We start from the raw sequence: 25,406 nt of genomic DNA, 5'->3' as shown, positions 1-25,406 counted from the left end.
CACCTCCCCTCAAACTACAACATGCCATCGGTCACGAATTTCAGAAATCCAATCGGTCATTTTCCAGCTGTCATCACATGGTACTGCACCTTTAACCCTGGAATATTTACGTTTTACATAATAACCTTGACCCGGAGGCAGTACCTTCAGCCCAGCTGAACTACCTCCGGATTCAGAATAAGGTATACGGAAGAACGAGAGATCGTTAGGGTCTAAAGTCCCGAATAGCATTCCGCTCTGGGAAGCCTTCACATCCGTTACCCAGTCAGAACCAAAGGTCGGGAAGTCTGCGGGCACCCCTGACAGAATCACATGAACACCGCGATCCCTACCTTGACGAACAATCGCTCCCAATTGATCTTTTACATTAAAATCGTTTAGCTGCTTGGACAAGGTGTCCGCATCATCGATGACGAGCACAAGTTCCGGTCCACCGGAAATCTCGCCTCTTTTCAGAACTTCATCGTACAACTGTTGAATCACAGGTGCAAGCTGTTCTTCTCGCGATACGTGTCCACGGACATGGGGCAAACTGCTGATTTCGCCCAGCCCACCTGCGCCATAACGCATATCTACCGTGTATATTTGCACATCTTCCGGAGAAGCATGATAAGCCAGTGATAACATCCAGGTCAACAAAAATGTTGTTTTGCCGCCTTCCATCGGACTCGTTACCATGAAATGCGGACCTTCACGCAGATTAAGCTGGAACGGTTCCAGATCGTCCGTAAGCAGTCCTACAGGTACAGTTACAGACGAAGTATCCCAAGCCTGACCATATGACCCTGTCCGTATGAGTAGATCCTTGAGTTTGATCTCTTCCGGAAGGGGAGCAATCTGTGGTGCTTCTTCCCCTGTCCAGCCTTGGTGAATCTCAGCGATCGTCCGGCGCAGTGCCGAGGAACGCTTGCCCTCATCTGCCCCGGAAGAAGGTAATGCCGCCTGGAACATCAACGGTGGCACCTGCCCTTTAACCAGACCTCTACCTGGCGGAAGTTGGCTTGGTGCCTTGGAAGGTCTCCCCACGGCATAATAATAGTCACTTGGATCGGATAATTCAAATGAAACTGCATTAGGAATATTGCTTCTGAATTTCTCAAATACATCCGTTACCCGATTGGCAGTAAGCACAAATGTGATGCCTAGACTACCGCCTTCGCGCAGGATCGTCTCCAGAAGTTCATTTTCTTCCGGGTAGGCATTGCGGAATGAAAGATAACCGTCGATAACCACCACAATCTGCGGGACGGCTGCATGAGCTGTCCGACGGTAGGCTGAAATCGTTTTAACTCCTGCCTCCGAGATGATATCCTTGCGTTGTGCTAACAGCTTGAGAATATAGCGGAATAACCGTTTGATCCGGTCTTCCTCCTCAGCCATCATCACGCCACCGATCTGAGGAAGTGCTGCAAAATCTTTCATCATGCGTCCCATATCGATAATGTAACCATGCCAAGGTTCAGTTCTGTGGGAACGTGCCAGGGACATCAGCAAAGTCTGAACAAATGTTGTTTTTCCGAGTCCCGGCATGCCGTATACGACCAGATGGCCTTGATCTACAGGCAGTGCAAGCGGCTGCTGGCGTTGATTAGGGAGGTCATCCAGCAATCCAACCCGTGGTTTCAGACCACTCGCGCCGCCATCAAGCAGCACATCGCGATTCTCTTCTTCCTGCCAGTCTTGAAGACCTTCCCATTCCAGTGTCTCTGGTAAAGGTGGCAACCATGGTCCTGGCAAACGACGGATACCTGCATCTGCTGCAGCCTGCGCTACATAGTCAATAAAGACCTGGAGCTGTTTCGGAACATCTTCTCCTTTGAGAACGGCCCTGCGCTCTCCAGTTAGCAGGGGTTCCCGCTTACCGTTCAGGCGCACTTCCATAACAGGCAATACAGTCGTTGCGTCCTCCTGCTGGTTATACGGCGCACCACTCCAGGCGAATTGCATCTCTTCAAATACTTCATCACTACCGACCTGAAAATATCCACGCCCCGGCTTCGTAATCCAGGCAGCATTTGGGATCTTGATCATGTCCCTGCTATCTCCCTCACTCTGTACGCGTAGGCAGATCCGGAAGCGAGAATTACTCCATATTTTATCATCCACAACGCCAGCTGGCTTTTGGGTTGCCAGGATTAGATGGACCCCAAGTGTCCGTCCAATGGCCGCTATACTGATCAATTCATCCATGAACTCCGGCTGGTCCCGCTTCAATTGAGCAAACTCATCAATGATAATGACCAGATGCGGAAGTGGTTGCTCATGTCTGGAACGCAGAATCTTGTAATATTCATCAATGTGCTGGAGGTTTCCCGCATCATTTAATATTTTTTGCCTTCTGACCAGTTCGGCACGAAGGGAAATATTCGCCCGCTCAATCAGATTTCCATCCAGATTGGTGATCGTACCCACTACATGTGGCAGATCAACAAATGTATTGGACATCCCGCCACCTTTGTAGTCAATCAACATGAACGCCAGATCATGTGGATGAAATTCAGCAGCCAGTGAGGCTACGATGGACTGAATGACCTCACTTTTACCTGAACCGGTTGTACCCGCAATCAGACCATGGGGGCCATGACCCTGACGTTCGATTTTATCATGTAGGTTAAGAGCAATTTTTTTGCCACCAGCTCTTACACCCATAGGTACGGGCAGTGTGTCAGGATATCTCGTCTGTCCCCACCTGGACACCACATCCAGATCCTCCACACGTGATGTGCTCAGCATATCGAATAACGGGAGCAGTTGCGGGATATCCGAAGCAGATGAGCGTTTCAAACGGATCGGTGACATATAACGGGAAAGCGCCTCTGCCATCCCCTTCGAGATTACATCCGGCTTGTACGTTTGCTGAATAACATCCGCATCTTCGGTTTTTTTGATATACACACCTTTGCCTTTCGAGGCTTCCATAATCAACTGACAATGCATCGGAAGAGACTCCTTGCGATTGGCCAGTATAATGGTGCATACATCGATTTCCTGAGCCGACTCCAATAGTAGCGGAAGTAGCGGTTCTTCTTCTATCAATTGTGTATCGGAGAGAATTACAACGTAACACGGCGTTTGCACGCTTTTCTTGTAACGGTCTTCCTTATTGTTACGGCGCCGGTTCAACACGGAAAACAAGCTGTCCGCCAATTGATGCGCACCGCTGTGCCTGTCGGCCATATAGCGTTGTCCCTGGTCTTCATCCCAGATATGGGGCATCCAGCGAAGCCAATCCCATTCCTTGTGGTCTTTCTCTTCATAGAATGCAGCAAGCTTGAGTTCATCCGGTGAATGCCGCACCGTCAGCTGTGAGATGATGACTCGCAGGGAAGCGAGAACTTCCTCCCGATCACCGACCAGTCCCATAACTTTCGATTGGAATAGAGGCAATGTGATGGAAGCATCCGGTACCGTCTGGAATTCGGCCGCAAGTTCATGGGCAGCCTCGATGAGTTCATCCTTTTCGTAGCCATCAATCCGTGGAACCTGAAGCTTGATTCGGAAAGGAATCTCTCCCGTACCGATACGCACTTGAAGGAAATCATCGTCCTCCGGTGAACGTTCCCACAAGGAACTGTTCCGATTCTTCACCACTTGAAGACACACACCCGGATCACCGTGAATCTCGTACAGACTCTTCACTTGCTCCGCCTGCGCTTCCTTCAGTTCTTCCCGGTGTTTGTCCAGCTGAGCAAGATACATGATTTTGCGTTCTTCCAATTTTTTGCGATATGATTTCTTGTTGCTCAGATACACGAAGAATGGAATGGTGTAAGAAGTAAGCATCATCATGACCGTCATCATCTGAAACATCATATAACTGCTGTTGTTCATTTTGCCGGTCATGTTGATATATACGTAGAAACCAATGCTGACCATGGTCATCATGATCGGCACAATAATGGATATCATGGAAAACGTGGGTTTGCTCGGTTCTGTCGGAGGCCTGAGTATTTCAAGCCCTTCTTCCTTGAGAACCGGTGTCATTCTTGGAGAACGCTGATATAACACATTCACGAAGAGAAGACCTCCTTTAGTTCGTTCAATAGAATGTATACGTTCAAAAGCCCTATTTGTTGCTGTCCTGCTGAAACAATGAACGTCTTCCATATACAGGCGCTTCTTCTGAAGTCGTTGAAAATGCCCGCTGGACACGTACGCAACTGCCTTGCCGCAACCCGGTTTCCATTAACTGCTGCGCGTTCTGTGGAGAGAACCACAGACCTTCCGGGAACTTGGCCTCAAGGATATACTGAACGCCGTCTCCCGGTGCCTGTCCAAAAATACGAACGCCGAGTAATGTTTTCAAATGTTCAATGGTACACTCGTCCGGGACCTCGATATCGAACCATTCGCCTTCCTCGCGGCCAGAATACACGGTAAGAATCATCCGAATCCCTCCCATGGTCTCATATGTAAATTGTCCTAATGTCAGATTAAATCAAAAAAAGAGAATGAATCGTTATACCAACCCTATTTTCTTACATAAACACCCTGTTTGCAATGTACCTCCTGTAATTTCGTTACATATGACCCACGTATATATTAAAATATCGTACATTCGACTCAGAACTTTCGTGGCAGTTATGCATTTAAATATTGCGAGGATGCGAAACTTTTCGATTTTGTTCCATTTAAATGGGAAATAAGTTCAGTTTTTCAGGACTTTTATTGCTTCGCCCACAATCTAATTGTGAACATTTTTCAAACATTAACCACCTTTATGTTTTCATAAGCTGATTTTAAGGTAATTTTAAGCATTGGAATTTAGTATTACCTGTATGAAATAACTCCCGTGAGGTGATTTCAAGTGAGAACCCTAATAACCTTTCAAAACAAATCAATCCCTGTATATTTTAATCAAGAAAACAAACAACCTATGCAGAAGACATTAAGATTGCTTAGCAGTGCTCTTGAGCATAAAATTAGCAACGGTAAACGCGCCATTCAAAAATGTCTGCATTCTTTGATTAGTATTGAGATTGTTAACGGAGAAGCTATTCTCCACAGTCGAAGTGAAAATGACTCCCTTGCTTTATCGTTATATTAAAGGAGTTCATCAAGTTACGTTCATTATAAGACATGAAAAAGGAAGCTGTCGCTAAAGACAAGCTTCCTTTTTTGTGTATACACGCTAACCGCAGATTGGGATTTATATTAGTCATCATTTAATGCAGTTTGCTTAGGACATAGGTGGCATCATGTTCTTCCGCAATCTCGGCTTTACGAATACGAATGACAAACAACCGAACCAAATTGGCACGTGTATGTTCTTCCTGACAGGTATCCAGCTTCCTCAGAATAAAGCGGTCAATGGACATGAATTTCTGGGCCCCTTTTCCATTGGATTTACGGATCGGTTCTTCCGTGTATCCATAAATAACCAGATAAAGACAGCCCCAAACAGCTTTTTCTCCCTTAGGCTATGCAGTATTTTTCTGAGGTGTAAAATCGTGCAAAAAGCCTGTCCCTTCAAGCTGGAGACGGAATTTCGCATGATTTGTCGATCTTTAGGTGACCCGTTCTAACCCTCCACAATTGACCCTGCTAATTCAACTTTTTTCGACTTAATGTACTCCCGGATAGTCTCGATATTGGTGCTGAATGCTGATCCAGCGAGTACGTGTGAACTTCTCAATCGCCCAATCTCCGCCGAAGCTTTCTCACCGCCAAACATCACATGCGCTTCATCGTTCACGGACTGATCATTCACATGCACCATGCCGGATTCGATACGCTGGGCGACCTGATATCCTCGATATTGAGATCTTTGGTGAATACCGAACCACTGGGTCCATACGGGGTATCAGACGCACAGCTTCCTGCTCATCACTTGCTTTCATGATCACAGCCACTGGACCAAACAATTCCTGCTGCACAATATCTTGTTCAGGTTTGACATCCGCAAGTACAGTAGAGACTTTGCCCATTCAATCGAATTTTCCTGAGCTGATTCATAAGCGTTATCTATGTCTTTCTTATTGGAAGAGCGCCATCTGGCAATAACTTCTCCCGTATAAGGGTTGATATTCTCCATTGTTTTCTCCCCGGAGCCCTCTACCCATTGCCCATTAATATATTGTTTCGTCCATGTTGTATGTTCGGTGTCCATTAAGTCATCTGGATACGCCTCCTGATCAAGATTGAATGACACACCTGCAAAACGGTGTAATACATCATTAACCTTGTTCAGAATTACGCAAACGTGCAGACCTGAATTAACTCTTCCATTCCTTGAACTTAAGGAAACAATACAATGCACCAATTCCGTCGCTCCCTACACGCCCTTCATTTTTCAGGCAAGCTCTTCTCTCCAAAGAGGCTCAAGTCTTCCCATCCGTAGCCAACTTCAATCAAATCTTGACTCCCGATGCGGATGGACTGTGTATGGACCGGAGTCCCTCCCATTTTTTCATAGAAGCGGCACGCTGAATTACGCTCCAAAGCCCATATGATCAACCTTTTCATATTATGGGTTCGCAGATGATTAACGACATGTGTAGTCAGTTGTTGACCTATCCCCATTTGTTGTACTTCCTTCATTAAATATATGGCGTACAACTCTCCATCATAAGATAATTTGCCTCCACGCTCCTTACCCCCACAGGCAAATCCGACAATGTTCCCATCACGCTGTTCTGCTACTACCAGGATCTGATCCTTTTCGCCAGAGCGAATCGTCTTTTCCCATTGGGACAATCTTGATTCTGTAGTCAAATGATCCAAAAAATCGTCGGGTACAATTCCACGGTACGTTGTTTTCCAACTCTCTGTATGTACATGGGCTATTCCCTGCGCATCCCCTTCACGCGCCTGCCTGATCTGCATGGCTATCACTCGCTTTCTCTCGTAACTGCCGTAGCTTTACCATATTATATGTCCTTTTTTTATGATTCCAAATTCATCCACTTCAATCCTGGCTGTGAGAACTTTTTTGGTTACTGGCTACGCTTAACCTCTTAAAAAGTAAAATCCGGCCCTACGGCCGGATCGTTACTCTCGTGCCTACAGAAACCTTGGAAGACAGGTCCAGTACATCCGAGTTGTACATGCGTATACAACCATGGGAGACGGATTTGCCAATGGACCAAGGCTCATTGGTTCCGTGTATGCCATAATGGGGTTCAGATAGCCCCATCCAAAAGACCCCAAATGGCCCTCCTGGATTGGATTGCTTGTTAATAATAGTGAACTCCCCGCTCGGAGTCTGCGTGAGCATCTTGCCGGTTGCCGCTGGATAGCCCTTAATCACCTGGTTGCCATCCAGAAGATATAACATGTGGTCGGATAGGTCCACAATGATCCTGTAATCTGGCATAATGACATCCCTCCTGACCTATCTTATGCAAGCTAAAGGATGATGCTCACTGATTTCAGACTTCTTCCCACTCTTTCACACTACGGGAGTGCTTGGGTTTACGACTACTGGCCGGTTTGCTGGAGGCGTGCGCCTTCTGGTTGCCACCTCTTCTTTACGTTGTTGATATTGCAATTCCTTTTGCATTTTCAAATAATTGCTCAGCCTTTTTTCATCCAATGAACCATCCTGGATAGCCTCTTTCACTGCACATCCAGCTTCCCGTGTATGAGTGCAATCCAGAAATCTGCATGTGGCAGCGAGCTCTTCAATTTCTCCAAACGCATGCGAAAGTCCGTCATTGCCTTCATCCCAAAGGTTAAGCTCACGCATTCCCGGAGTATCGATCAATACCGCTCCCTGTGGAAGTACAAACATCTCCCGATGTGTTGTGGTATGTCTTCCACGACTGTCTCCCTCACGGACGGATTGGGTAAGTTGTACATCCTCGCCCATCATCCAGTTCACAAGCGTAGACTTACCGCTACCAGAAGAACCCGTCAGCGCAACAGTCAACCCTGGCTGTAGATATCTTTCAAGTAGAGACTTACCTTGGTCCTCCACAGCGGATATCGCCAGCACTTCGACGCTTGGAGCAATTCCCTCTACACTTCGGATCTGCTCTTCCACATTCGGGCACAGATCACTTTTGCTCAGAACAATGACCGGTCTAACGCCACCATTCCAAGCCATCATCACATATCTTTCGAGCCGTCGAAGATTGAAGTCATGATTAAGTGCGGCAACAATCAGCAATGTATCAACGTTTGCGGCGATTAATTGTTCCTTGGTCACCGAACCAGCGGCCTGTCTCGATACCCGGCTCTGGCGTGGCACCAGATTGTGAATAATTGCTTCTTCGCCTGCCTGCCCCGTAATCGCCACCCAATCTCCAACCGCTGGCACCAAGTTGGTCTCCAGACTATCATGACGCATTCGGCCCGAAATTCGTCCCCAGCACTCGCCCTCTTCTGTAATCAAACGTTGCAGATGTCCATGGTCTGCGATAATTCTGGCTGGCTTTCTCTCCTGCTCTTTCATCCCTGTCTCTTGCCATAGTTCCTGCCACTTGGCAGACCAGCCGTACTTCTCAATAGGGTTATCTAAAATAAAAATTCCTCCCAAATTACTTCGTTCAAGCCGATTGAACATTCGTCTCCGGTTCCAGATCAAAACAAAAAACCACGAGTATAAACACACCCGTGGCAATACGTAGTTATCCGAATGAAAGACTGCCCTGTTGTAGATATAACGGATAGAACACTTGATCAACCGCTACATTCAATTCGAGGGACACCCTTTATTGCAGACAAAAAAGCCACGGGTCCGTCACCCGTGGCTTCATCTGAGCATGCGATACTTTACGTTACTAATGGATACTACTATCCACCTAACGTAAATTACATGCTTTGATCCGTTCCGGAGACGCTGTTCATATTCAAATTAACGTATACAGCATTTAAGTTTGTCATAAACAATCGCCTCCCTTGTAGAATTATCCATTATGTTACACAGTGTACTTTGCTGTTGTCAAGCCCAAATATATTTTTACTAGTCCGATCTATTTGACCTGATCCCAGCGTGTCCACATCTCCTTCGGATTCAGTTCATAGATTTCCTCTTCCCGGTACATGAACTGATGCATGATAAATTCCCGCCGAATGGTCGCAAAATCCTCATGATACTGTTGTATAAATGTATTAATCTCTTTCTCCGTGTACTTCCGACCGAATTCAAGCTGCTCCACCAGATGACCAAGTACAATCAGTTTTTTCTTGTATTGAGCCGGAATCTGACGCAATCGTCCATCTTTGGAGAAAAAATTTCTCATGACCGACGCTTTCAACGTTTCGTTCACATCACTCATATCCGTAATCTCCTCTCGCTTAAAGATAAAATCAACCGAAGCCTGTGCATTTTCGTGGATAAACGAAGGATTAAGTGTGAAATACACGGTATTCTTCTCCCGTCTTTCCTTGATCAGCGCTGCCTCTCTAAGCTTGGATGCATGATGTGTAACGGTTGGCTGTGACAGATTGAGCCGCTCGGCAAGTGCCTGCCCGTGCAGTTCACCCTGTGCCAACAGCAGCAGCATGCGAAGCCGGGTTGGGTCAGCCAACGCTTTATGATAAGCCACTATTTTCTCCAGCTGCATCATCGTTCATCTCGCTTTCAATTAGATATTCATCTAATTTGATACTAATCTTTTCTTCTTACTAAGTCAACTCCAATGAGGTCAAGTCTGTCTGCCTGAGTTAAACTCACGCTTGAACTGGCATTGGTCCGTTTTTTACGGTAGGATTATATTGCTTGAAATAAGGAGGATTAAGAACATGGAAGATGTCATTATTATCGGCGGAGGCCCATGCGGTCTGTCTGCTGCCATTGAATGCGAGCGGTTGGGACTGTCCGCTGTGATTGTTGAGAAATACAATATCGTCCAATCTATTTATCTGTATCCAACCCATATGCAGTTTTTCAGTACAGCCGAGCTGCTTGAGATCGGAAACGTTCCGTTCAGCACACCTAATGATAAACCGTTTCGTTATGAAGCACTCGCCTATTATCGCAGGGTAGCCGAACATTTTGGCCTGCGTGTTCATAACTATGAGGAAGCCCGTGAGATCAAACGCAAGGATGATGGCACGTTTGAGGTACATACGCTCAATCGACGCGGGGAGGCCATCGTACATGTTGGACGCAATGTCGTTGTTGCTACCGGTTATTTTGACCATCCTAACTATCTGGGTATCCCCGGGGAAGACAAAGATAAAGTCACCCACTACTTCCGGGAAGCCCACCCTTATACCCGTACACGTGTCGCCATTATTGGGGGAAGCAACTCAGCCGTGGATGCGGCCATGGAACTGGTTCGTGTCGGAGCGCATATCGATATGGTTTATCGCGGCAGTGGTCTGTCCCAGCATATTAAACCATGGGTACGTCCGCTATTTGAGAGCTTGGTGACGAAAGGCCGTATCACATTGCATCTGGAATCACGCGTGAATGAAATATTGGATGATTCGATTCGTCTGATACACACGGATGGCTCCACTAGTGAATTGGAGAATGACTTTGTACTGGCAATGACCGGTTTCCGTCCAGATCGTCAACTACTCACATCGGTAGGTGTGGAGATGTCTGATGATATGGATAAACCTCTATATGACGCACAAACGATGGAAAGTAGCGTACCTGGTGTATATGTGGGTGGAGTGATCGCTTCGGGGCGTAATGCCAATGAAGTCTTTATTGAATCCGGGCGCTGGCATGGACGGTACATTGCTGAACATATCGTTAGCAAACAACGCGGTCAGACTGAAGGGAAATGAAAACCATGGACATGACTTCCCTGCTGTTGCTCGTGTTTGCAGCCCTTGGGATTATTAGCAGCAACACTCCTGTTACCGTAGCGATGGTATTTCTGTTGTTGTTACGGGTCCTGAACCTGAATCAGGCTTTTCCATGGCTTGAAAAATACGGACTCACACTGGGTATCATCATTCTGACTATTGGCGTAATGGCACCACTTGCCAGTGGCAAAATGAGTCTGCAGACGATCGGGGAGTCTTTCCTGCACTGGAAATCACTGCTCGCCATTGGTGTAGGATTACTGGTAGCTTATCTCGGTGGACGAGGCGCTACGTTGATGGGAACACAACCAACTGTCGTTGCAGGGCTCCTGATCGGAACAGTCCTTGGCGTTGCCCTGTTCAAAGGTGTGCCTGTGGGGCCATTGATTGCGGCGGGAATATTGTCGTTGCTACTGGGGAAATCCTGATACAGGTTATGATCGTTGTAACCTGACATGGTCTGCAGATTGGCTGTATTTCCCACCGTTGTGTGATATACTTCTATTCATGCAAATCATGTACACGAGTCTACAGCAGAATAATCCATATTGTGGTTATGCTGTTGCATAAACGTATAGATTCACTTTGCAACTATTAATGGCGCAGGAGGATTCAGGAACCATGTCACGTCAGTTTATTACAGAAGCCGTGATGGTGGCCATTTACGGTCAATTGCTCGCGCCGCCCGCGCCTGTAGAATATATTGTTCCTTATACCACCATCCTTGAGCTATATGAATTTCAGACCAGTCCTGATCCTATGATGGATAACCCGGCAGACGACCAGCATGTGAAATCCAAAATCAATGAAATGATTTCTTATTTCGAGGAACCCTTGAATAAGAAAAAAATAGAGCGTGCGTTGCTTGTTCCATGGGCAAAAAGCCCCTCCATTCTATTTGGTGATCAAGTATCCATTGCCATTATCAATGCCATAGATACGGCACAGTACGGGGAATATTTCGATCCCATTGAGACCGAACTGCTCCTGACATCTCAGCGTCTCAGTATTCCGATTCTCACCGACCAGGTTGAACTGATCGCACGTATTATTGAATCGGAATCACCTGTACAGGTATTCGATATTGATGATTTTGATTTTGCGATGGATGATGAACCTCTCGATCAGGTATAAATAATGCACTGAATACGTGAGTCAGATTAAAAAAAATGACCTCGTCACCCACTTTATCGTGGATGACGAGGTCATTTTTGCGCATGCTTAATTATTCTGCGATATCACTGGCTAACAGGATTCGGCTAATCTGATTCAGAGGTGGTAATGATTCCAGAGCAAAGAACTTCAGACCTGCATCACTATTTACACGTGTTTCCACAAGGTCATCCTGAATGATTACGGTCCGAAACAGGGCAATCACATAATACTCTTCATCTCCGCTTGAATGCAGATACCGAAGATCAGGTCCTGAATACAACCCTTCGAGTGTCATGGTATCGGTTGTCCAACCTGTTTCTTCCCATAGCTCCCGGTGTGCGGCATCCTCAATGGCCTCACCCGGGCGCATCTCACCGTTTGGCATCCGCCAATGACCATGCCCAGCATGCTGAATCAGCAGCAATTCACCTTGTTCGTTCTCAGCCCGTACAGCCGCCTTTACAACAATATGAGAGCGTTTTGCGATATACTGGGCCAAATCTCGGGCTGGCAGATTCACTGCTTATCCCCTCCTCCTATTTGGAAGCCGGTGGCGACCTGTGACACATCTATTGCCTTGCAGAATACTTCAAGAATTAGGGCATGTCTCAAAATCGCCCTAGATTTCGGTATAACGATACTCGATATCCTGACCTTCATCAACGATATCCACATGCAGTTGGTGCCCTTTCAGATACCAGTAATCATGATCTTCCATAAAGAATTGGATACCCGACACTTCGGTTTGATCCGCAGGGTGTCTTGGTTTCTCCACAGCAATGCCGAGCGAAAATCCAGGATGAAGACCTCCGCCAGAGCTATAACGGGCAAAAAATCGGATGCTGTCTCCCTCGTTCAAATTCAGTTCTTCCTTGTACCAGCGAGCAGCTTGATCGGATACATGTATGGTACTCATTTGGTGTCAGCTCCTTCTGTATATATATGTTCCATCATATCTCTACAAAGACTTGAATACAAACCCGAGTGACTACATAAACGCAAATTAAGTTGTGAAAAATGTTTGACAGATTGTAAAAGCCGGTGTTAAGATGCAAACATACGAGGTCTACATTGTATTTATTTCCAAAAAAGAAAGGGTGATTACGGTGTTTAACAAACATATGATTGGTCAATTCAGCACACAATTAAATACCGGAGCACACCCGAAATCATTATTCCGTTCATAAGTCGGCATCACAGGAGTCTCTTTACTGAGAAACTCTGTTATGTTTACTCACAATGAAACTATATGGTGGCGGCTCTGCTCTTAGAGCCATGCTGCGTATGATTATATCAAGACATACCGCCTGCGTGCGGTATGTCTTTTTTTGTGGGTATATTTCGGCATACATGGACGGAATCTGTATTTCACGGACATTGAAAGGAAGGGATTACACTTGTTCTCTGTACTTAAAAACCTGGCCTGGTTCTTCCGGCTGGAACGCAAACGATACCTGACTGGTGTCATTTTGCTTATTCTGGTGGGCGTTGCCGAACTGCTGCCTCCCCGTCTTCTTGGCAATGCCATCGACGAGATCGTGCGTGGTTCGATTACAGGGGCCTCACTCACCCGTTACATTTTGCTTATTCTGGGAACCGTCATCATTATCTATCTGGTTACATACGTTTGGATGCACAAACTATTCGGTGGTGCCAATCTGGTAGAGCGGCTGCTTCGTTCACGCTTCATGGACCACTTGTTACGAATGACTCCTCCCTTTTTCGAGAAAAACAGAACCGGTGATCTGATGGCTCGGGCCACCAATGATCTTCGTTCCATTGCCACAACAGCAGGCTTCGGCATGCTAACCTTAACAGACTCTACGGCCTTTCTGGCTACCGTATTGTTCGCCATGGGTTTTCTGGTCAGCTGGAAACTGACCCTGGCAGCAATCCTGCCTTTACCTTTTATCGCCATTGCCATGATGATCTATGGTAAAGCTGTACATCAACGTTACACCCTGGCACAAGATGCTTTCGGAGATATGAATGACCAGGTGCTGGAATCCATTGCCGGTATCCGTGTCGTGCGTGCCTATGTCCAGGAGCGTCTGGACGAGAAACGGTTTGCCGATGTGACTGAAGATGTGTATCGCAAAAACCTGGCCGTTGCCAGAATGGATGCCCTGTTCGAACCCACAATCCGACTCTTCGTTGGACTCAGTTATGTGATTGCACTTGCCTACGGCATATATCTTGTATTTCATAATGAAATTACCCTGGGGGATCTCGTATCGTTCAATATGTACCTGGGGATGATGATCTGGCCCATGTTCGCCATCGGCGAATTGATTAACCTGATGCAGCGTGGTAGCGCCTCACTTGACCGGGTCAATGAGACTTTATCCGTAAAACCTGCTGTACAAGATGTTGATCAACCTGCTCATGTTACGAATCCGGATGAAATTGTGATGCAGGATGTTACCTTCCGTTATCCCAGTTCCACTGTCGACAATCTCAGTCATATCAGCTTTTCGCTGCGACGTGGTCAAACATTGGGTATCGTAGGTCGTACGGGTAGCGGCAAGTCCACTTTGCTCAAACAATTACTTCACGAATACCCTGCGGGATCGGGTACATTAAGCATCTCGGGTCATCCGATTCAGGATATCGCCAAAGATGACTTGCACAGCTGGATCGGTTATGTACCACAGGAACAAGTCCTGTTCTCCAAATCGGTTCGTCAGAACATTCAATTCGGTAAACCTGGTGCCAGTGATGAAGTCATTATGGAAGCCATTCGTACAGCTGCTTTTGACGGAGATCTGGGGACTTTGTCCGATGGACTGGATACACTTGTCGGTGAAAAAGGAATCTCTCTGTCTGGTGGACAGAAACAGCGGGTATCGCTGGCACGTGCCTTTATCGCAAGTCCTGATATTCTGATCCTTGATGATGCCTTGTCTGCGGTCGATGCACGCACGGAAGCCAAAATTATTGAAAATATTCGCAACAAACGCTCGGGCAAAACCACACTGATCTCGACTCATCGCCTGTCTGCTATCGAACACGCTGATCGAATCATCGTACTGGAGCACGGGAAAATTACGGAAGAAGGCACTCACCAGGAACTGTTAGCCATGAACGGCTGGTACCGTGAACAGTATGAACGGCAACAGGTCGAGTCCAATCTGTCCACGTAGGAGGTCAATTCATTGAAGTCTAATACAGGCAAAAGGCTGCTTGATTACGCCTTGAAAGCCAAAGGAACATTTATAGCTGCATTAATTATGCTTACCATTGGTGTTGCAGCAGAGCTCGCCGGGCCGTTCATCGCCAAATCCATGATCGACAATCATTTGCTCGCGATTGAGCAGCCTTTCTATGAGACGACTGCTTCGGATGAAGCCGCAGTTTACAACGGCAAGAACTACAAACGCGAAGGCTTGTTCGAACCCGATGAAAACAAAGGTCCCGAAGTGCGGGTATTACAAGCAGGTAGAAGCTTTTATTTTGTAAACGAACCGGTAAGCGCACCTGATGGGGACCGCGTCTATGCGGATGGAACCCTTACGGTGACACGTGCAAGCGAAGTGACAGGCCAATATGCGGCAGCACCCCTGTCCGCTGGTGAACTGTTTGCTTTTTACAAACCGGAGATGCCCAGCATCTATCAATTAATTGTGTATTACATGATCTTCCTTGTGATCTCGGTCATTATGGAGTTCGGTAAAACATACTGGCTGCAGTCCTCGGCCAACAAGGTCATTCAAAGACTGCGCAACGATGTGTATGCCCATATTCAGCGACTGCCGGTACATTTTTTTGATAATCTGCCCGCAGGTAAAGTTGTATCTCGGGTCACGAACGACACAGAAGCCGTCAAGGATCTGTTCGTTGCCGTTCTCTCGAACTTTTTCTCAGGTATCATCACGATTATGGGTGTCTATGTCGCACTCTTCCTGCTCGATGTTCGCCTGGGCCTGATCTCATTATTCGTCGTGCCGATGCTCATTGCGTGGATTGTACTCTATCGCAAATTCGCTACTCGCTACAACACGATCATTCGGTCAAGGCTGAGTGAGATCAATGCAATCATTAACGAGTCCATTCAAGGAATGTCTATTATCCGCGTTTTCCGCCATCAGAAACAAACCAAGCAGGAATTCGAAGATCTGAATGATGACTATATGAAACATCAGAACAAAATGCTAAATCTGAATGCCTTCACCTCACACAACCTGGTTAACGTATTACGGAATATTGCCTTTGCGGTTGTCCTGTGGTACTTCGGTTCAAGCGTGCTGGATGGCACAAGTATTATTTCCCTGGGTGTTCTATATGCCTTCGTCGATGTTCTGGGCCGCTTGTTCCAGCCGATTACCGGCATGGTGAATCAGCTCGCCAACCTGGACTCCTCCCTCGTGTCGGCTGGTCGTGTCTTTGAGCTGATGGATGAAAAGGGAGAAGCCGTAACCGATGGCTCCATGCCAAGATACAAGGGAAATGTCGTATTTGACGATGTATCCTTTGCTTATAAAAAGGACTTCGTACTCAATAATATCTCGTTCAAAGCATCCCAAGGTCAGACGGTCGCTCTGGTCGGTCATACCGGTTCGGGTAAAAGCTCGATCATCAATCTGCTATTCCGGTTCTATGATCCGCAAAAAGGCAAGATCACGATTGACGGCCAGAACGTCAAGGATCTGCCCAAACAGTGGATTCGGGAGCATATGGGGATTGTACTGCAAGACCCGTATCTGTTCACAGGTACCATCGCTTCCAACGTCAGTCTCGGTGACGAGAAGATCTCCCGTGAACGTATTGAACAGGCGCTTCGGGATGTAGGAGCCGAACGTATACTGGCTCATCTCCCTCAAGGCTTTGACGAACCTGTCATCGAAAAAGGAAGTACATTGTCTGCTGGACAACGTCAATTGATCTCCTTCGCTCGGGCGCTGGCATTCGATCCGGCCATCCTCATTCTGGATGAAGCGACCGCCAATATTGACACGGAAACGGAAGCTTTAATTCAGAACGCACTCGAAGTCCTCAAAAAAGGACGTACCACCTTCATCATTGCTCACCGTCTCTCCACCATTCGTTCGGCAGATCAGATTCTGGTTCTGCATCGCGGGCGTATTGTTGAGCAGGGTGCACATGATGAACTGATGGAGCTTAAAGGGCGTTATTATAAGATGTATCAGCTTCAGCAAGGTGCACAAGCAGCAGCGGGTGCAAATATTGAACGTCCATCAGGCGAGACCATTGGAACCTCAACCTCCTTTGCCGGAGGAAATGCATAACAGAGTAAAACAGAAAGCTCTTTAACTAACTCATCAGAAATGATGTGCGCTCAACAGGCAACACGAGAAAACGATCTACATGGCTACCTTAGGGGTTTGCGGTGTAGATCGTTTTTTTGTGTCTTCATCTGGAGCGAGGTTCCGATACCCGCAACCTCACGGCTGCTGCGGATTGTCTATCCATCCTTTGATCGTATATCCCATGTACATCACGGTCTCTCTTGCGAGAAAAGGAAACTTGCTGCGCCAGGTTCGATACGCTGTAGTTCGTGTCGGAGAGGGTACAGCATCCATACCCAGTCCGGCAGCCAGCTTCATGGCCCGTTTCATATGTAAAGGGTCACTCACAATCGTATACGTTTCATAACCGGCCTGTTCACCGATTAGAATCGAATAGACCAGATTCTCCTCGGTAATTCTGGATTCGGTCTCTATGCGAATATCAGCTGCATCTACTCCATGTGCAATGGCGTACTTCCGACCAACTTCAGCCTCCGTATGTTTTCCATCATCACCTGACCCACCTGTAAAAAGCAGATTACGAACGGTACCCTGACGGTATAATTCAATCGCATGTTCAATACGTTCGCGAAATACAGGTGAAGGGTTATCCCCCGCCACAGCTGCACCCAGAATGATCGCTGCATCCGATATCCTGGATGAGTCCTCATTTGTATAGGCTGATATACGCACTGCCGTAACCACAGTCCATAGGATCCCTACCATTACTACGGCCAGAGCCGTAATTATAATCCAGCGTTTCGTTTTGCGTTGACTTCTCATTCGTCCTCTTCCAAAGCCCTTGCTTGCATGCTCTCGGCATGCATACGCTCCAGCGTTTGCAGGGCTGCTGCCGATTCAGCATCCAAACCAAGCTCTGCAATCCAGGCACCCGTATATTGCTGAAGACTGATCTCCAGCTCCTGTGCACGGTCTTTGAAGTCCTCCAATTCCTTAATCATGCGTGATCGTCCTTCCGGACTGAATGTATCATGGATTCGTTCCTTGAAGTAATGATGTACGATACGATTACGTTGCTGCCACAATTCATTCAATTGAAGAGTTTCTTCCTCGGAGAATGTAAAATGATGGCGCACTTCGTGAATGAGTTGCCCTAGTGAACTGCTCATTTTTCGTTCGTACAGATCTTCCAGATCCTCTTCAGACACAGCCTTACCCTGAGACAATTTCATTAATAAAATCAGATTGACCAGCTGCTGTTCAAGCGCCTGCCCGTAGTACACTGCCAATCCGTAATAGGCAAACAATTCCCTGGAGTGTTCGCTGTCCAGCATGTCACCATTCTGGATGTTTGTATTTTGCATATGCGAGCGCCCCCTTTCAACCGTACAATGTTATCCATTCATGTCCCTCTATCCTAACCAAACCAAGAGTAACATTCAAGTTATCGGGAAGCGCGGCTTCTAACTCCGTAGATCTCTTCTTCCGGACAGCCATACATGGATGATTAATAATCCCAATGCATAGAGCACAGTCCACAACATAACCGTGATAAAGGAGTCCATCTTCGAATCTTCAAATAACATCATCTCACGAACCACATAAAAGGCAGGTGGCAGAATTCGGCCAAGCCATTGTAACGATTCAGGCAGACGTTCACTTAAGGAACCTTGGACAAACGATAGTAATAATACAATAATGAGGGCCGGCATACTGCGACTAAGCAAGGGGATGTAGGATTTTTGAAAGAACACACTAATGCCCAATCCCAGCAGGGATAGCCCCAGATGTCCGCACCAAGCCATCATCCACTCTTCGCCTGTGGGCTGTCTATCGAACATCCCCGCGAACACGGGATACAGTACAGTAATTGCGGTAAGCATGAATTGCATTATCAAGGCACAGATCAATTGGCCCGTTACAACCTTACGCCTGCTTCCTGCATGAAGGATGAGTAATTGATACTGCTTTGCAGGTTCGGTATTCATCACCATTACTCCGAGCCAAGCAGCTGCCAGAAATAACAGCATGGCCGTGACACTGTAACTGTCCGCAATAGGGTTAGGTTTGTATGAATAGATCAACAGCATAGTGATGATATAAAAGATAACCGGTGCAAAATATTTCTGTGATCGAATGTGATGTCTTAACAAATATCGGGTTAGATGCATCATTGAACCTTTCTCCCCCTATCGTCCACGGAAGAGCCGAGGCCCACAGATTCTGTGACGCCTCCATGACTCGAATGTGCAGCTGGATGTCGTCCTTCCAGCAAACTTTCCATATGTAATTGACTTTCCTCCTGTTGTACAGACACAACTGAACCGCCTGATGCCAGAATCATTCTGAGGACATCATCTGCTAATTGTTGAACTACTTTCCAATCCCATAACCAAGATTTTGAGTTCCCGGAGCTCGTATTACGAACTAAAGACAGCACTCCCGGTTGTTGTAAAATGGATGGATCGTTAGCGAGATCCTTCCCAGCTTCCGTCAGACTTTGGATATGTACAACGGGTTCGCCAACTTGTAATAAATCCTCTCGACTCCAGCATCGAAGCATGCTACCTTTTTTTAGCACAATCACCTGTTCTGCCAAACGTTCAATTAGCAATGGTTCATGGCAAGCTGTAACGATAGATGTCCCTTCAACCTTCCATTGCCCCAATAAGGATACTATCGCCTCTTGAGCTGGAATATCCAAGCCTGACAACGGTTCATCCAGCAGCAAAAGACCACCCGGCCCAGGTAATAGAGCTTGAATCAAATTTACTTTTTGAAGGGTGCCCTTCGATAATAAGGGTAACTTCTGATCGATCGCAGTATCCAGATATAAAAGTTCACTAAGTTCTTTAATCCGCCCACGCAGTATTTCGGGGCGAATGCCCCGAATCCGTCCCATGTCCCACAAGTACTCTCTTGAGGTGAAAGGTAAACGTGGCAGCCCATCTACTGCATACCTCTCAGAACCCCGCATTGTGCACTGAATTGACCCTGTATCAGGTAACAAAATACCCGCCATTATACGTAAGAGTGTGCTTTTGCCAGAACCATTTCTGCCAACAAGCACAGCACATTCTCCCTGCTTCACTTCCAGATTAATATGATCAAGTACTTGAGCATTACCTAGTCTTTTGCTCACTTGTTGAAGCAACAAACCTCGTTCTGATGAGTCTGGTACAGCTTGATCGGATTTCTTGAAAAGTCCTCGTGTACTCCATATCACTGGAATCACATCCGTTCTGGAGCTTGCACACCTAGCAAATGTAAACTGTACGCTAGGCGTTCGGCAGTACGTGAGGCCAATGCAACTCTGAAGGATCTTACATCAGAGGGTGCATCCGCAATCCGTTCGGCGTGATAGAAGCGGTTGAACGCTTGAGCCACATCAATCGTATATTTGGCAATGACCGAAGGCTCATTCCGATGAATTGCTTTTTCCAAGTACTCGGGATAATCACCGAGCAGTTTCAGCAATGCCCATGAGGTATCTCCGATACGGGATGGAGTGGTTACTGTGTCATTCTCACCTTCCGCAAGGCTGGATTGAGGTAATTGGTGTTCATTTTCCACACGTATCGCCTCTTCTGCCTTGGCAAGCACACTTTGAATCCGGGCATGGGTATATTGCACATAAGGTCCGGTCTCCCCCTCAAAACTCACCGCATCCTCCAGGGAGAAGTCTACATCGTTTAGCCGATTATTACGCAGATCACCGAAGATAATGGCACCTACACCGACCGCCTCAGCCACCTTCTGAGGGTTCTCCAGATTCGGGTTTTTCTCCTGAATAATTTGCAGTGCACGAGCGACTGCCTCATCCAATACTTCCTGCAAAAAGACGACTTTGCCGCGACGCGTAGACATTTTCCGTCCCTCGAAACGCATTAATCCAAACGAGATATGTTCAGAATTTGCAGACCATTCATGCCCCATCCGGGCTAAGACCGCAAATACCTGACGGAAATGAAGCTTCTGCTCGCCTCCGACCACGTATAACAACCGATCTGCCTTCATCACCTCATGACGATAAACCGCTGTAGCCAAATCCCGGGTAGGGTAGATCGTTGTGCCGTCTTTTTTGATAATCAGACACGGGGGCATGTTCTCATCTTCCAGACGTACTACGAGTGCTCCATCACTCTCTTCAAGTAAACCTTTCGCCTTGAGTTCTTCGACCACCGAGCCCATCTTGTCATTGTAAAAGCTTTCTCCCAGCGTATGGTCAAATTGTACGTTCAGTCGTTCATACATCCGGTTGAATTCCTTCATGCTCACTTCCACAAAGAACGCCCATAACCGCTGTGCTTCATCATCTCCTTGCTCCAGCTTGCGGAACCACTCCCGTGCCTCAATCTCCAGTGAAGGATCGTTCTCCGCCTCATCGTGGAAGCGCACATACAGTTCCAGTGACGTACGGATCGGGTCTGCCTGCAACGCTTCATCATTGCCCCACCGTTTATACGCTGCGATCTGCTTGCCAAACTGGGTTCCCCAGTCTCCCAGATGATTCACACTTACAGAGGTATAACCCGCTTCGTTATACAACCGATACAGTGCTGCACCGATTACAGTAGAACGCAAATGTCCGATTCCGAAGGGTTTTGCGATGTTAGGGGAAGACATATCAATTACAACACGTGAGCCTTCGCCAATCTGAAGCTTACCGAATGCGGCATCCCCCAGTTCTTTCAGCAGATTCGGCGCGAGCTCCTCCCGATTGAAACGGATATTTACATACGGCCCGGCGGGAGTCGCTTCAAGTCCTGCTGTCTGCAATCCAGTTGCGAGCTCGGTAGCAATGACTGCCGGTGCTTTCTTCAATGACTTCGCCAATGCAAAACAAGGGAATGCTGCATCCCCCATCTCCGCCTGTGGTGGAACTTCCAATAATCTCAGAACCTCTTCTTCATTCAATCCGGTTAAGGGGGCAATATAGGCCACAGCCTGCTTCATCAACATGTCGAACACTCCTTATCCATTCATTATTGGCTGAAAATAAACACAAAAAAGCTCTCGTCTCTAAATAAGAGACGAGAGCTGACTTAACAGTTCCCGCGGTACCACTCTAAGTGAACAGTTACTCCTGATCCTGCATCAACATGCATACCAGTAGAATCTGCTCCGCTCGATGCGTATAACGGTCGCAAGCCGAATTACCCTCAGACAGATATAGTTCATCCACGATAAGGATGCATACATCTTTTCGGATAACCATCTCACGGGTGCGTTTCACTCAGGTCATGTCATACCGGCTTCCACCTCTCCCGGCTCGCTGTCATGTATGGATCTGGCTACTCTCCCGATCATTGATATTCTTCGTTTCAATTCATTGCCATCATTATACATACCACGATCAGACTTGGCAACCTGCATTAAAAATCCCCTACTGAAAGGCAACACATAGGCACATCGTCTCAGATGTCTGTGTTCATTACCTTCCCTTAGGGGACCCAGATTATTATCCGTTTTAATTATATATATTCCAAAGAAATAATATTTAAGCCACTGCTGCCATCAAACGGCAAGCTTCTGCACATCTGCGGCAAGCCTCTGCACATGCTTGGCAGTGATCGTGCTGGTGTTTGCCACACTCTGCGGCACAAGCTTCACAAGCTTTCACACACAATTCGCATATTTCGGCAATGAAATCACTTCCACGTGTCATGGCTTGTGCAGCAAAGCTGCAAATCTCTGCACATTCCCGATTCAAACGAATGCAATCACGGAGCATCGCCAGATCATATTCTTTCAGACTCGATATGTAACATACATTGCAAGCATTCATGCACTCCAGGCAAGCATCGATACATTGTTGATATTGTTGTTGTGTCATTTAAAGTTACCTCCCAGGCAAAGTTTGCTATGCTTCTTAATACCCAGTACGGAGGAACATTGAATCATCTATCCTACTTTATCGCTTCCAATTCCAGTAATTGGTCACGAATGACAGTTTGGTCAAAATGTTCACCTATAAACACAGCAACATTAGGGACATCTCCTTGAGGTGTGATCTTCATATAATCCGATTCACGGTAGGCATACTGGAACCAGAAGCGGCTCGCCGTGTCACTAAACGATAAAATGCCTTTCGCTCGGTACACGTCTCGTGGCAAAGCAGATACAAATTGTTCAAATGCTTCGCTGTTCACCGGATGACTGAAATAATGGGTATACACCATGACATGTTCGTGTGATGCATGAGGAATAGATTGCTCATGCCTGTGATTATGGTCATGAGTATGGGATGCGTCAGTATTCGTTTCATGTCCATGACTGCATCCATGTGCGCCACAGGCTTCCGTATGCACATGATGATCTTGGTGAGCCGGCTTTCCTGCTTCAGAAGCTGATTCCCGAACGTGCACGTCTGCACCGCTACGAAGCAACAGATCCATCTCCACCTCACATTTAACCGTAGGAATTACAGGTGCGAAGCCATTCCATTTTGCCAAAAGCTGCTCCAGATTTTTCAGTTCCTGTGCATTCACCCGATCTGTCTTGTTCAAGAGAAGCACCGACGCACAACGAATCTGCTCCTGCATCAGTTTGAAGGTCTGCCCCTTCTGCTCCTGATACAGACCAGATAGATGTGCTGCATCCACAACGGTAATGAGACTTTTCAGTTCCAATCGCATGTAGAGTGAAGTCTCTGTGACTGCATCCAGAATCTCCATTGGGTTCGCCGCACCGGTGGCTTCAATGATAATCACATCCGGTGATTCCTCTTGAACGAGCTCAGCAAGTTGCAATCCCAAGTCGCCACGTACGGTACAACAGATGCAGCCCCCTAACATCTCCGTCATCGGAACGGTAGAATCCACAATCTGACCATCCAGATTGACTTCGCCTAACTCATTCATCACTACTGCGGGACGCAAACCCTGTTGTTGCCAATGTTCGATCAACTGAACAAGCAGTGTTGTCTTGCCACTTCCCAAAAAGCCTGACAGTATATATACAGGTATGGATTTTTCTTTCGAAATCGTTTCGTTCATCCTTAAACACCTCTCTGATTGTCCTTCTTGTAACCTAATCTATCTATATCTAGCGAGTGTACACCATCCCGCATTCGTTGTGCAATAACGTTCAACTCTTCCACAGTACATTGCCTGATTCTTACGAATGTTCTATGCTATGAGGACATGTTGATTGAAGGAGGAAGTTTCATGACTAATTCAGTGGAACAACATCGCCAGGAAGCCCCTGACACGGTATCGTGCATGATTGTTACGGTGTCGGACACACGCACCAAAGACACTGACACCAGTGGCCAGCTCATGCACCAGCTTCTGAATGAAGCGGGTTATCAGATTGTTGAATACATCATCACACCAGATGAAACGGAGAACATTCGAAGCATCCTGCAAGATGCAGCCGTTCGTGATGATGTCGAAGCCGTGCTGCTTAGCGGCGGAACAGGGATTGCACCCCGAGATACAACCTACGAAGCGGTGTCTTCACTGCTCGACAAAGAACTTCCGGGCTTTGGTGAGATCTTCCGTTTTCTCAGTTACACCGAAGATATCGGTTCCGCTGCCATCCTGAGCAGAGCCGTCGCCGGAACAATTGGACGCACAGCGGTATTCTCCATGCCAGGCTCCAAAGGAGCTGTCAAATTGGCCATGGAAAAACTCATTTTGCCTGAGCTGCGGCATGTCATGCGTGAAATATATAAACCCGTCTGAAAAATCAGACGGGTTTTTCGGGTTTATTTTCAGCTATACGGCAAGGTACAAAAGGTATCTCGTTCTACTTACCTTAGTTGCTCCAGCACATGTTGGAACACCTGCATAACGTCCTGTTCATACTCATCCTTTTCGCCACCGGAAGCCGTATAGACCAGTGAAACGTAATCTTTGCTGCGAATCGTTGTTCGGCCAAGCACATTCTCCAAGACAGCCTCATCACTATGCTCACTATACATTTGTTTCATGCCGGCAACCCGTGCTGCCTTATCTCTGAAAATATGGACTTTCACGATGTGTCTGCCACTTCCATTCAACAAATACATATAAGAGATCCCACCATGGTCGTCGTCGGCAGACATGTTATTCATCAGCTGGATACCCTTTGCTTCAAAACTCTTACTCATCTCATTCGCCAATGCTCCGTTTAATCCGTGTCCTTGACTCTGTGCCCGCATGTTTCCTTCATCCGTCGCTTCACGTGTATAGACCTTCCGCTCCTGCTCGATGGATGATGCCGAACAAGCCACCAGGGCCCAGACACTCATGATCAACACGCCATTTACAAGTACCGACTTGATTGTTCTTCCAACCAGACTTCGCACCTTTCTACCACACCACATGCCAATCCTTCCTTTCCAGCCACATG

The 25,406-nt window shown here is 47.0% G+C and carries 29 protein-coding genes; 7 read left to right on the top strand and 22 right to left on the bottom strand.

Annotation, left to right across the window (positions count from 1 at the left end; all coding sequences use genetic code 11):
• Window positions 1-9: 9 nt before the first annotated feature.
• Together essC and M1D71_RS11025 are read right to left on the bottom strand one after the other, a co-directional pair.
• Window positions 10-4,014 (bottom strand): type VII secretion protein EssC, encoded by a 4,005-nt coding sequence (essC, locus tag M1D71_RS11030; protein ID WP_458126447.1) that lies wholly within the window; start codon window positions 4,012-4,014, stop codon window positions 10-12.
• 52 nt (window positions 4,015-4,066) lie between these two features.
• Window positions 4,067-4,387, bottom strand: coding sequence for a hypothetical protein (locus M1D71_RS11025; protein ID WP_458126446.1), 321 nt, complete (start codon window positions 4,385-4,387; stop codon window positions 4,067-4,069).
• A gap of 420 nt (window positions 4,388-4,807) precedes the next feature.
• Between M1D71_RS11025 and M1D71_RS11020 the strand changes: the two genes are divergently transcribed.
• Window positions 4,808-5,047 carry a hypothetical protein gene (locus M1D71_RS11020; RefSeq protein ID WP_074094612.1) on the top strand — a complete coding sequence of 80 codons (240 nt, stop codon included), beginning with the start codon at window positions 4,808-4,810 and terminating at the stop codon, window positions 5,045-5,047.
• Window positions 5,048-5,165: 118 nt separating this feature from the next.
• On the opposite strand, the gene M1D71_RS11015 is transcribed toward M1D71_RS11020, so the two are convergent.
• The 8 genes from M1D71_RS11015 to M1D71_RS10980 all read right to left on the bottom strand — a co-directional run bounded on the left by M1D71_RS11015 (window position 5,166) and on the right by M1D71_RS10980 (window position 9,509).
• The gene (locus M1D71_RS11015) at window positions 5,166-5,318 is read right to left on the bottom strand and encodes a hypothetical protein (protein WP_186327703.1); all 153 of its coding nucleotides are present in this window, start codon (window positions 5,316-5,318) and stop codon (window positions 5,166-5,168) included.
• A gap of 203 nt (window positions 5,319-5,521) precedes the next feature.
• Window positions 5,522-5,710, bottom strand: a complete 189-nt coding sequence (locus tag M1D71_RS11010) for a hypothetical protein (RefSeq protein ID WP_458126445.1) — start codon at window positions 5,708-5,710, stop codon at window positions 5,522-5,524.
• Window positions 5,703-5,927 carry an aldehyde dehydrogenase family protein gene (locus M1D71_RS11005; RefSeq protein WP_458126444.1) on the bottom strand — a complete coding sequence of 75 codons (225 nt, stop codon included), beginning with the start codon at window positions 5,925-5,927 and terminating at the stop codon, window positions 5,703-5,705. Before M1D71_RS11005 ends, M1D71_RS11010 begins: the two co-directional genes overlap by 8 nt.
• Window positions 5,843-6,034: an aldehyde dehydrogenase family protein gene (locus M1D71_RS11000; protein ID WP_458127222.1), complete on the bottom strand. Its 192-nt coding sequence runs from the start codon at window positions 6,032-6,034 to the stop codon at window positions 5,843-5,845. The genes M1D71_RS11005 and M1D71_RS11000 overlap by 85 nt, the downstream gene beginning before the upstream one ends.
• A 251-nt stretch (window positions 6,035-6,285) precedes the next feature.
• Window positions 6,286-6,825: an N-acetyltransferase family protein gene (locus tag M1D71_RS10995; RefSeq protein ID WP_458127221.1), complete on the bottom strand. Its 540-nt coding sequence runs from the start codon at window positions 6,823-6,825 to the stop codon at window positions 6,286-6,288.
• A 151-nt stretch (window positions 6,826-6,976) separates the two neighbouring features.
• Entirely contained in the window at window positions 6,977-7,315 is a 339-nt protein-coding gene (locus M1D71_RS10990; RefSeq protein WP_458126443.1) for a L,D-transpeptidase, read from the bottom strand.
• Between the two features lie 75 nt (window positions 7,316-7,390).
• A complete protein-coding gene (gene rsgA, locus M1D71_RS10985; RefSeq protein WP_458126442.1) occupies window positions 7,391-8,506 on the bottom strand; it encodes a ribosome small subunit-dependent GTPase A in 1,116 nt (371 codons plus the stop codon).
• A 409-nt stretch (window positions 8,507-8,915) separates the two neighbouring features.
• Window positions 8,916-9,509, bottom strand: coding sequence for a DUF2087 domain-containing protein (locus M1D71_RS10980; RefSeq protein WP_458127220.1), 594 nt, complete (start codon window positions 9,507-9,509; stop codon window positions 8,916-8,918).
• 178 nt (window positions 9,510-9,687) lie between these two features.
• Here M1D71_RS10980 and M1D71_RS10975 point away from each other — a divergent pair, with 178 nt between their 5' ends.
• From M1D71_RS10975 to M1D71_RS10965, 3 genes are all read left to right on the top strand, one after another.
• A complete protein-coding gene (locus M1D71_RS10975; RefSeq protein ID WP_458126441.1) occupies window positions 9,688-10,686 on the top strand; it encodes a YpdA family putative bacillithiol disulfide reductase in 999 nt (332 codons plus the stop codon).
• 5 nt (window positions 10,687-10,691) lie between these two features.
• Entirely contained in the window at window positions 10,692-11,135 is a 444-nt protein-coding gene (locus tag M1D71_RS10970; protein WP_036609212.1) for a DUF441 domain-containing protein, read from the top strand.
• Window positions 11,136-11,328: 193 nt separating this feature from the next.
• On the top strand, window positions 11,329-11,841 hold the full coding sequence (locus M1D71_RS10965; RefSeq protein WP_036609214.1) for a hypothetical protein: 513 nt from the start codon (window positions 11,329-11,331) through the stop codon (window positions 11,839-11,841).
• Window positions 11,842-11,932: 91 nt separating this feature from the next.
• On the opposite strand, the gene M1D71_RS10960 is transcribed toward M1D71_RS10965, so the two are convergent.
• Together M1D71_RS10960 and M1D71_RS10955 are read right to left on the bottom strand one after the other, a co-directional pair.
• Window positions 11,933-12,382 (bottom strand): NUDIX domain-containing protein, encoded by a 450-nt coding sequence (locus tag M1D71_RS10960; protein ID WP_458126440.1) that lies wholly within the window; start codon window positions 12,380-12,382, stop codon window positions 11,933-11,935.
• Window positions 12,383-12,481: 99 nt separating this feature from the next.
• On the bottom strand, window positions 12,482-12,778 hold the full coding sequence (locus tag M1D71_RS10955; RefSeq protein ID WP_017689086.1) for a HesB/YadR/YfhF family protein: 297 nt from the start codon (window positions 12,776-12,778) through the stop codon (window positions 12,482-12,484).
• A gap of 481 nt (window positions 12,779-13,259) precedes the next feature.
• Here M1D71_RS10955 and M1D71_RS10950 point away from each other — a divergent pair, with 481 nt between their 5' ends.
• Window positions 13,260-15,005, top strand: a complete 1,746-nt coding sequence (locus M1D71_RS10950; RefSeq protein ID WP_458126439.1) for an ABC transporter ATP-binding protein — start codon at window positions 13,260-13,262, stop codon at window positions 15,003-15,005.
• 12 nt (window positions 15,006-15,017) lie between these two features.
• A complete protein-coding gene (locus M1D71_RS10945; protein WP_458126438.1) occupies window positions 15,018-17,108 on the top strand; it encodes an ABC transporter ATP-binding protein in 2,091 nt (696 codons plus the stop codon).
• 156 nt (window positions 17,109-17,264) lie between these two features.
• Here the strand turns inward: M1D71_RS10945 and M1D71_RS10940 are convergent, their stop codons facing one another.
• From M1D71_RS10940 to M1D71_RS10900, 9 genes are all read right to left on the bottom strand, one after another.
• A complete protein-coding gene (locus M1D71_RS10940) occupies window positions 17,265-17,891 on the bottom strand; it encodes a YdcF family protein (protein ID WP_458126437.1) in 627 nt (208 codons plus the stop codon).
• Complete coding sequence (locus M1D71_RS10935) at window positions 17,888-18,433, bottom strand: hypothetical protein (RefSeq protein ID WP_458126436.1); 546 nt, start codon at window positions 18,431-18,433, stop codon at window positions 17,888-17,890. The genes M1D71_RS10940 and M1D71_RS10935 overlap by 4 nt, the downstream gene beginning before the upstream one ends.
• Before the next feature lie 99 nt (window positions 18,434-18,532).
• On the bottom strand, window positions 18,533-19,243 hold the full coding sequence (locus M1D71_RS10930; RefSeq protein ID WP_458126435.1) for a hypothetical protein: 711 nt from the start codon (window positions 19,241-19,243) through the stop codon (window positions 18,533-18,535).
• Window positions 19,240-20,295, bottom strand: coding sequence for an ATP-binding cassette domain-containing protein (locus M1D71_RS10925; RefSeq protein ID WP_458126434.1), 1,056 nt, complete (start codon window positions 20,293-20,295; stop codon window positions 19,240-19,242). Before M1D71_RS10925 ends, M1D71_RS10930 begins: the two co-directional genes overlap by 4 nt.
• Before the next feature lie 5 nt (window positions 20,296-20,300).
• Window positions 20,301-22,031 (bottom strand): arginine--tRNA ligase, encoded by a 1,731-nt coding sequence (argS, locus tag M1D71_RS10920; RefSeq protein ID WP_458126433.1) that lies wholly within the window; start codon window positions 22,029-22,031, stop codon window positions 20,301-20,303.
• 118 nt (window positions 22,032-22,149) lie between these two features.
• Complete coding sequence (locus M1D71_RS10915; RefSeq protein WP_458126432.1) at window positions 22,150-22,305, bottom strand: hypothetical protein; 156 nt, start codon at window positions 22,303-22,305, stop codon at window positions 22,150-22,152.
• Between the two features lie 5 nt (window positions 22,306-22,310).
• Window positions 22,311-22,445: a hypothetical protein gene (locus tag M1D71_RS10910; protein ID WP_256704105.1), complete on the bottom strand. Its 135-nt coding sequence runs from the start codon at window positions 22,443-22,445 to the stop codon at window positions 22,311-22,313.
• 124 nt (window positions 22,446-22,569) lie between these two features.
• Window positions 22,570-22,905 carry a four-helix bundle copper-binding protein gene (locus tag M1D71_RS10905; protein ID WP_062833864.1) on the bottom strand — a complete coding sequence of 112 codons (336 nt, stop codon included), beginning with the start codon at window positions 22,903-22,905 and terminating at the stop codon, window positions 22,570-22,572.
• A 73-nt stretch (window positions 22,906-22,978) separates the two neighbouring features.
• The gene (locus M1D71_RS10900; RefSeq protein WP_458126431.1) at window positions 22,979-24,067 is read right to left on the bottom strand and encodes a CobW family GTP-binding protein; all 1,089 of its coding nucleotides are present in this window, start codon (window positions 24,065-24,067) and stop codon (window positions 22,979-22,981) included.
• A gap of 171 nt (window positions 24,068-24,238) precedes the next feature.
• On the opposite strand from M1D71_RS10900, the gene M1D71_RS10895 reads away from it, so the two are divergent.
• Window positions 24,239-24,757 (top strand): MogA/MoaB family molybdenum cofactor biosynthesis protein, encoded by a 519-nt coding sequence (locus M1D71_RS10895; RefSeq protein WP_264929223.1) that lies wholly within the window; start codon window positions 24,239-24,241, stop codon window positions 24,755-24,757.
• Between the two features lie 68 nt (window positions 24,758-24,825).
• Here M1D71_RS10895 and M1D71_RS10890 read toward each other — a convergent pair whose 3' ends face one another.
• A complete protein-coding gene (locus tag M1D71_RS10890; RefSeq protein ID WP_458126430.1) occupies window positions 24,826-25,380 on the bottom strand; it encodes a hypothetical protein in 555 nt (184 codons plus the stop codon).
• Between the last annotated feature and the right edge of the window lie 26 nt (window positions 25,381-25,406).

This window comes from Paenibacillus sp. Z3-2 (assembly GCF_054161325.1).
The sequence above is the reverse complement of the archived record's forward strand: the minus strand, read 5'-3'. Positions and strand labels throughout refer to the sequence as shown.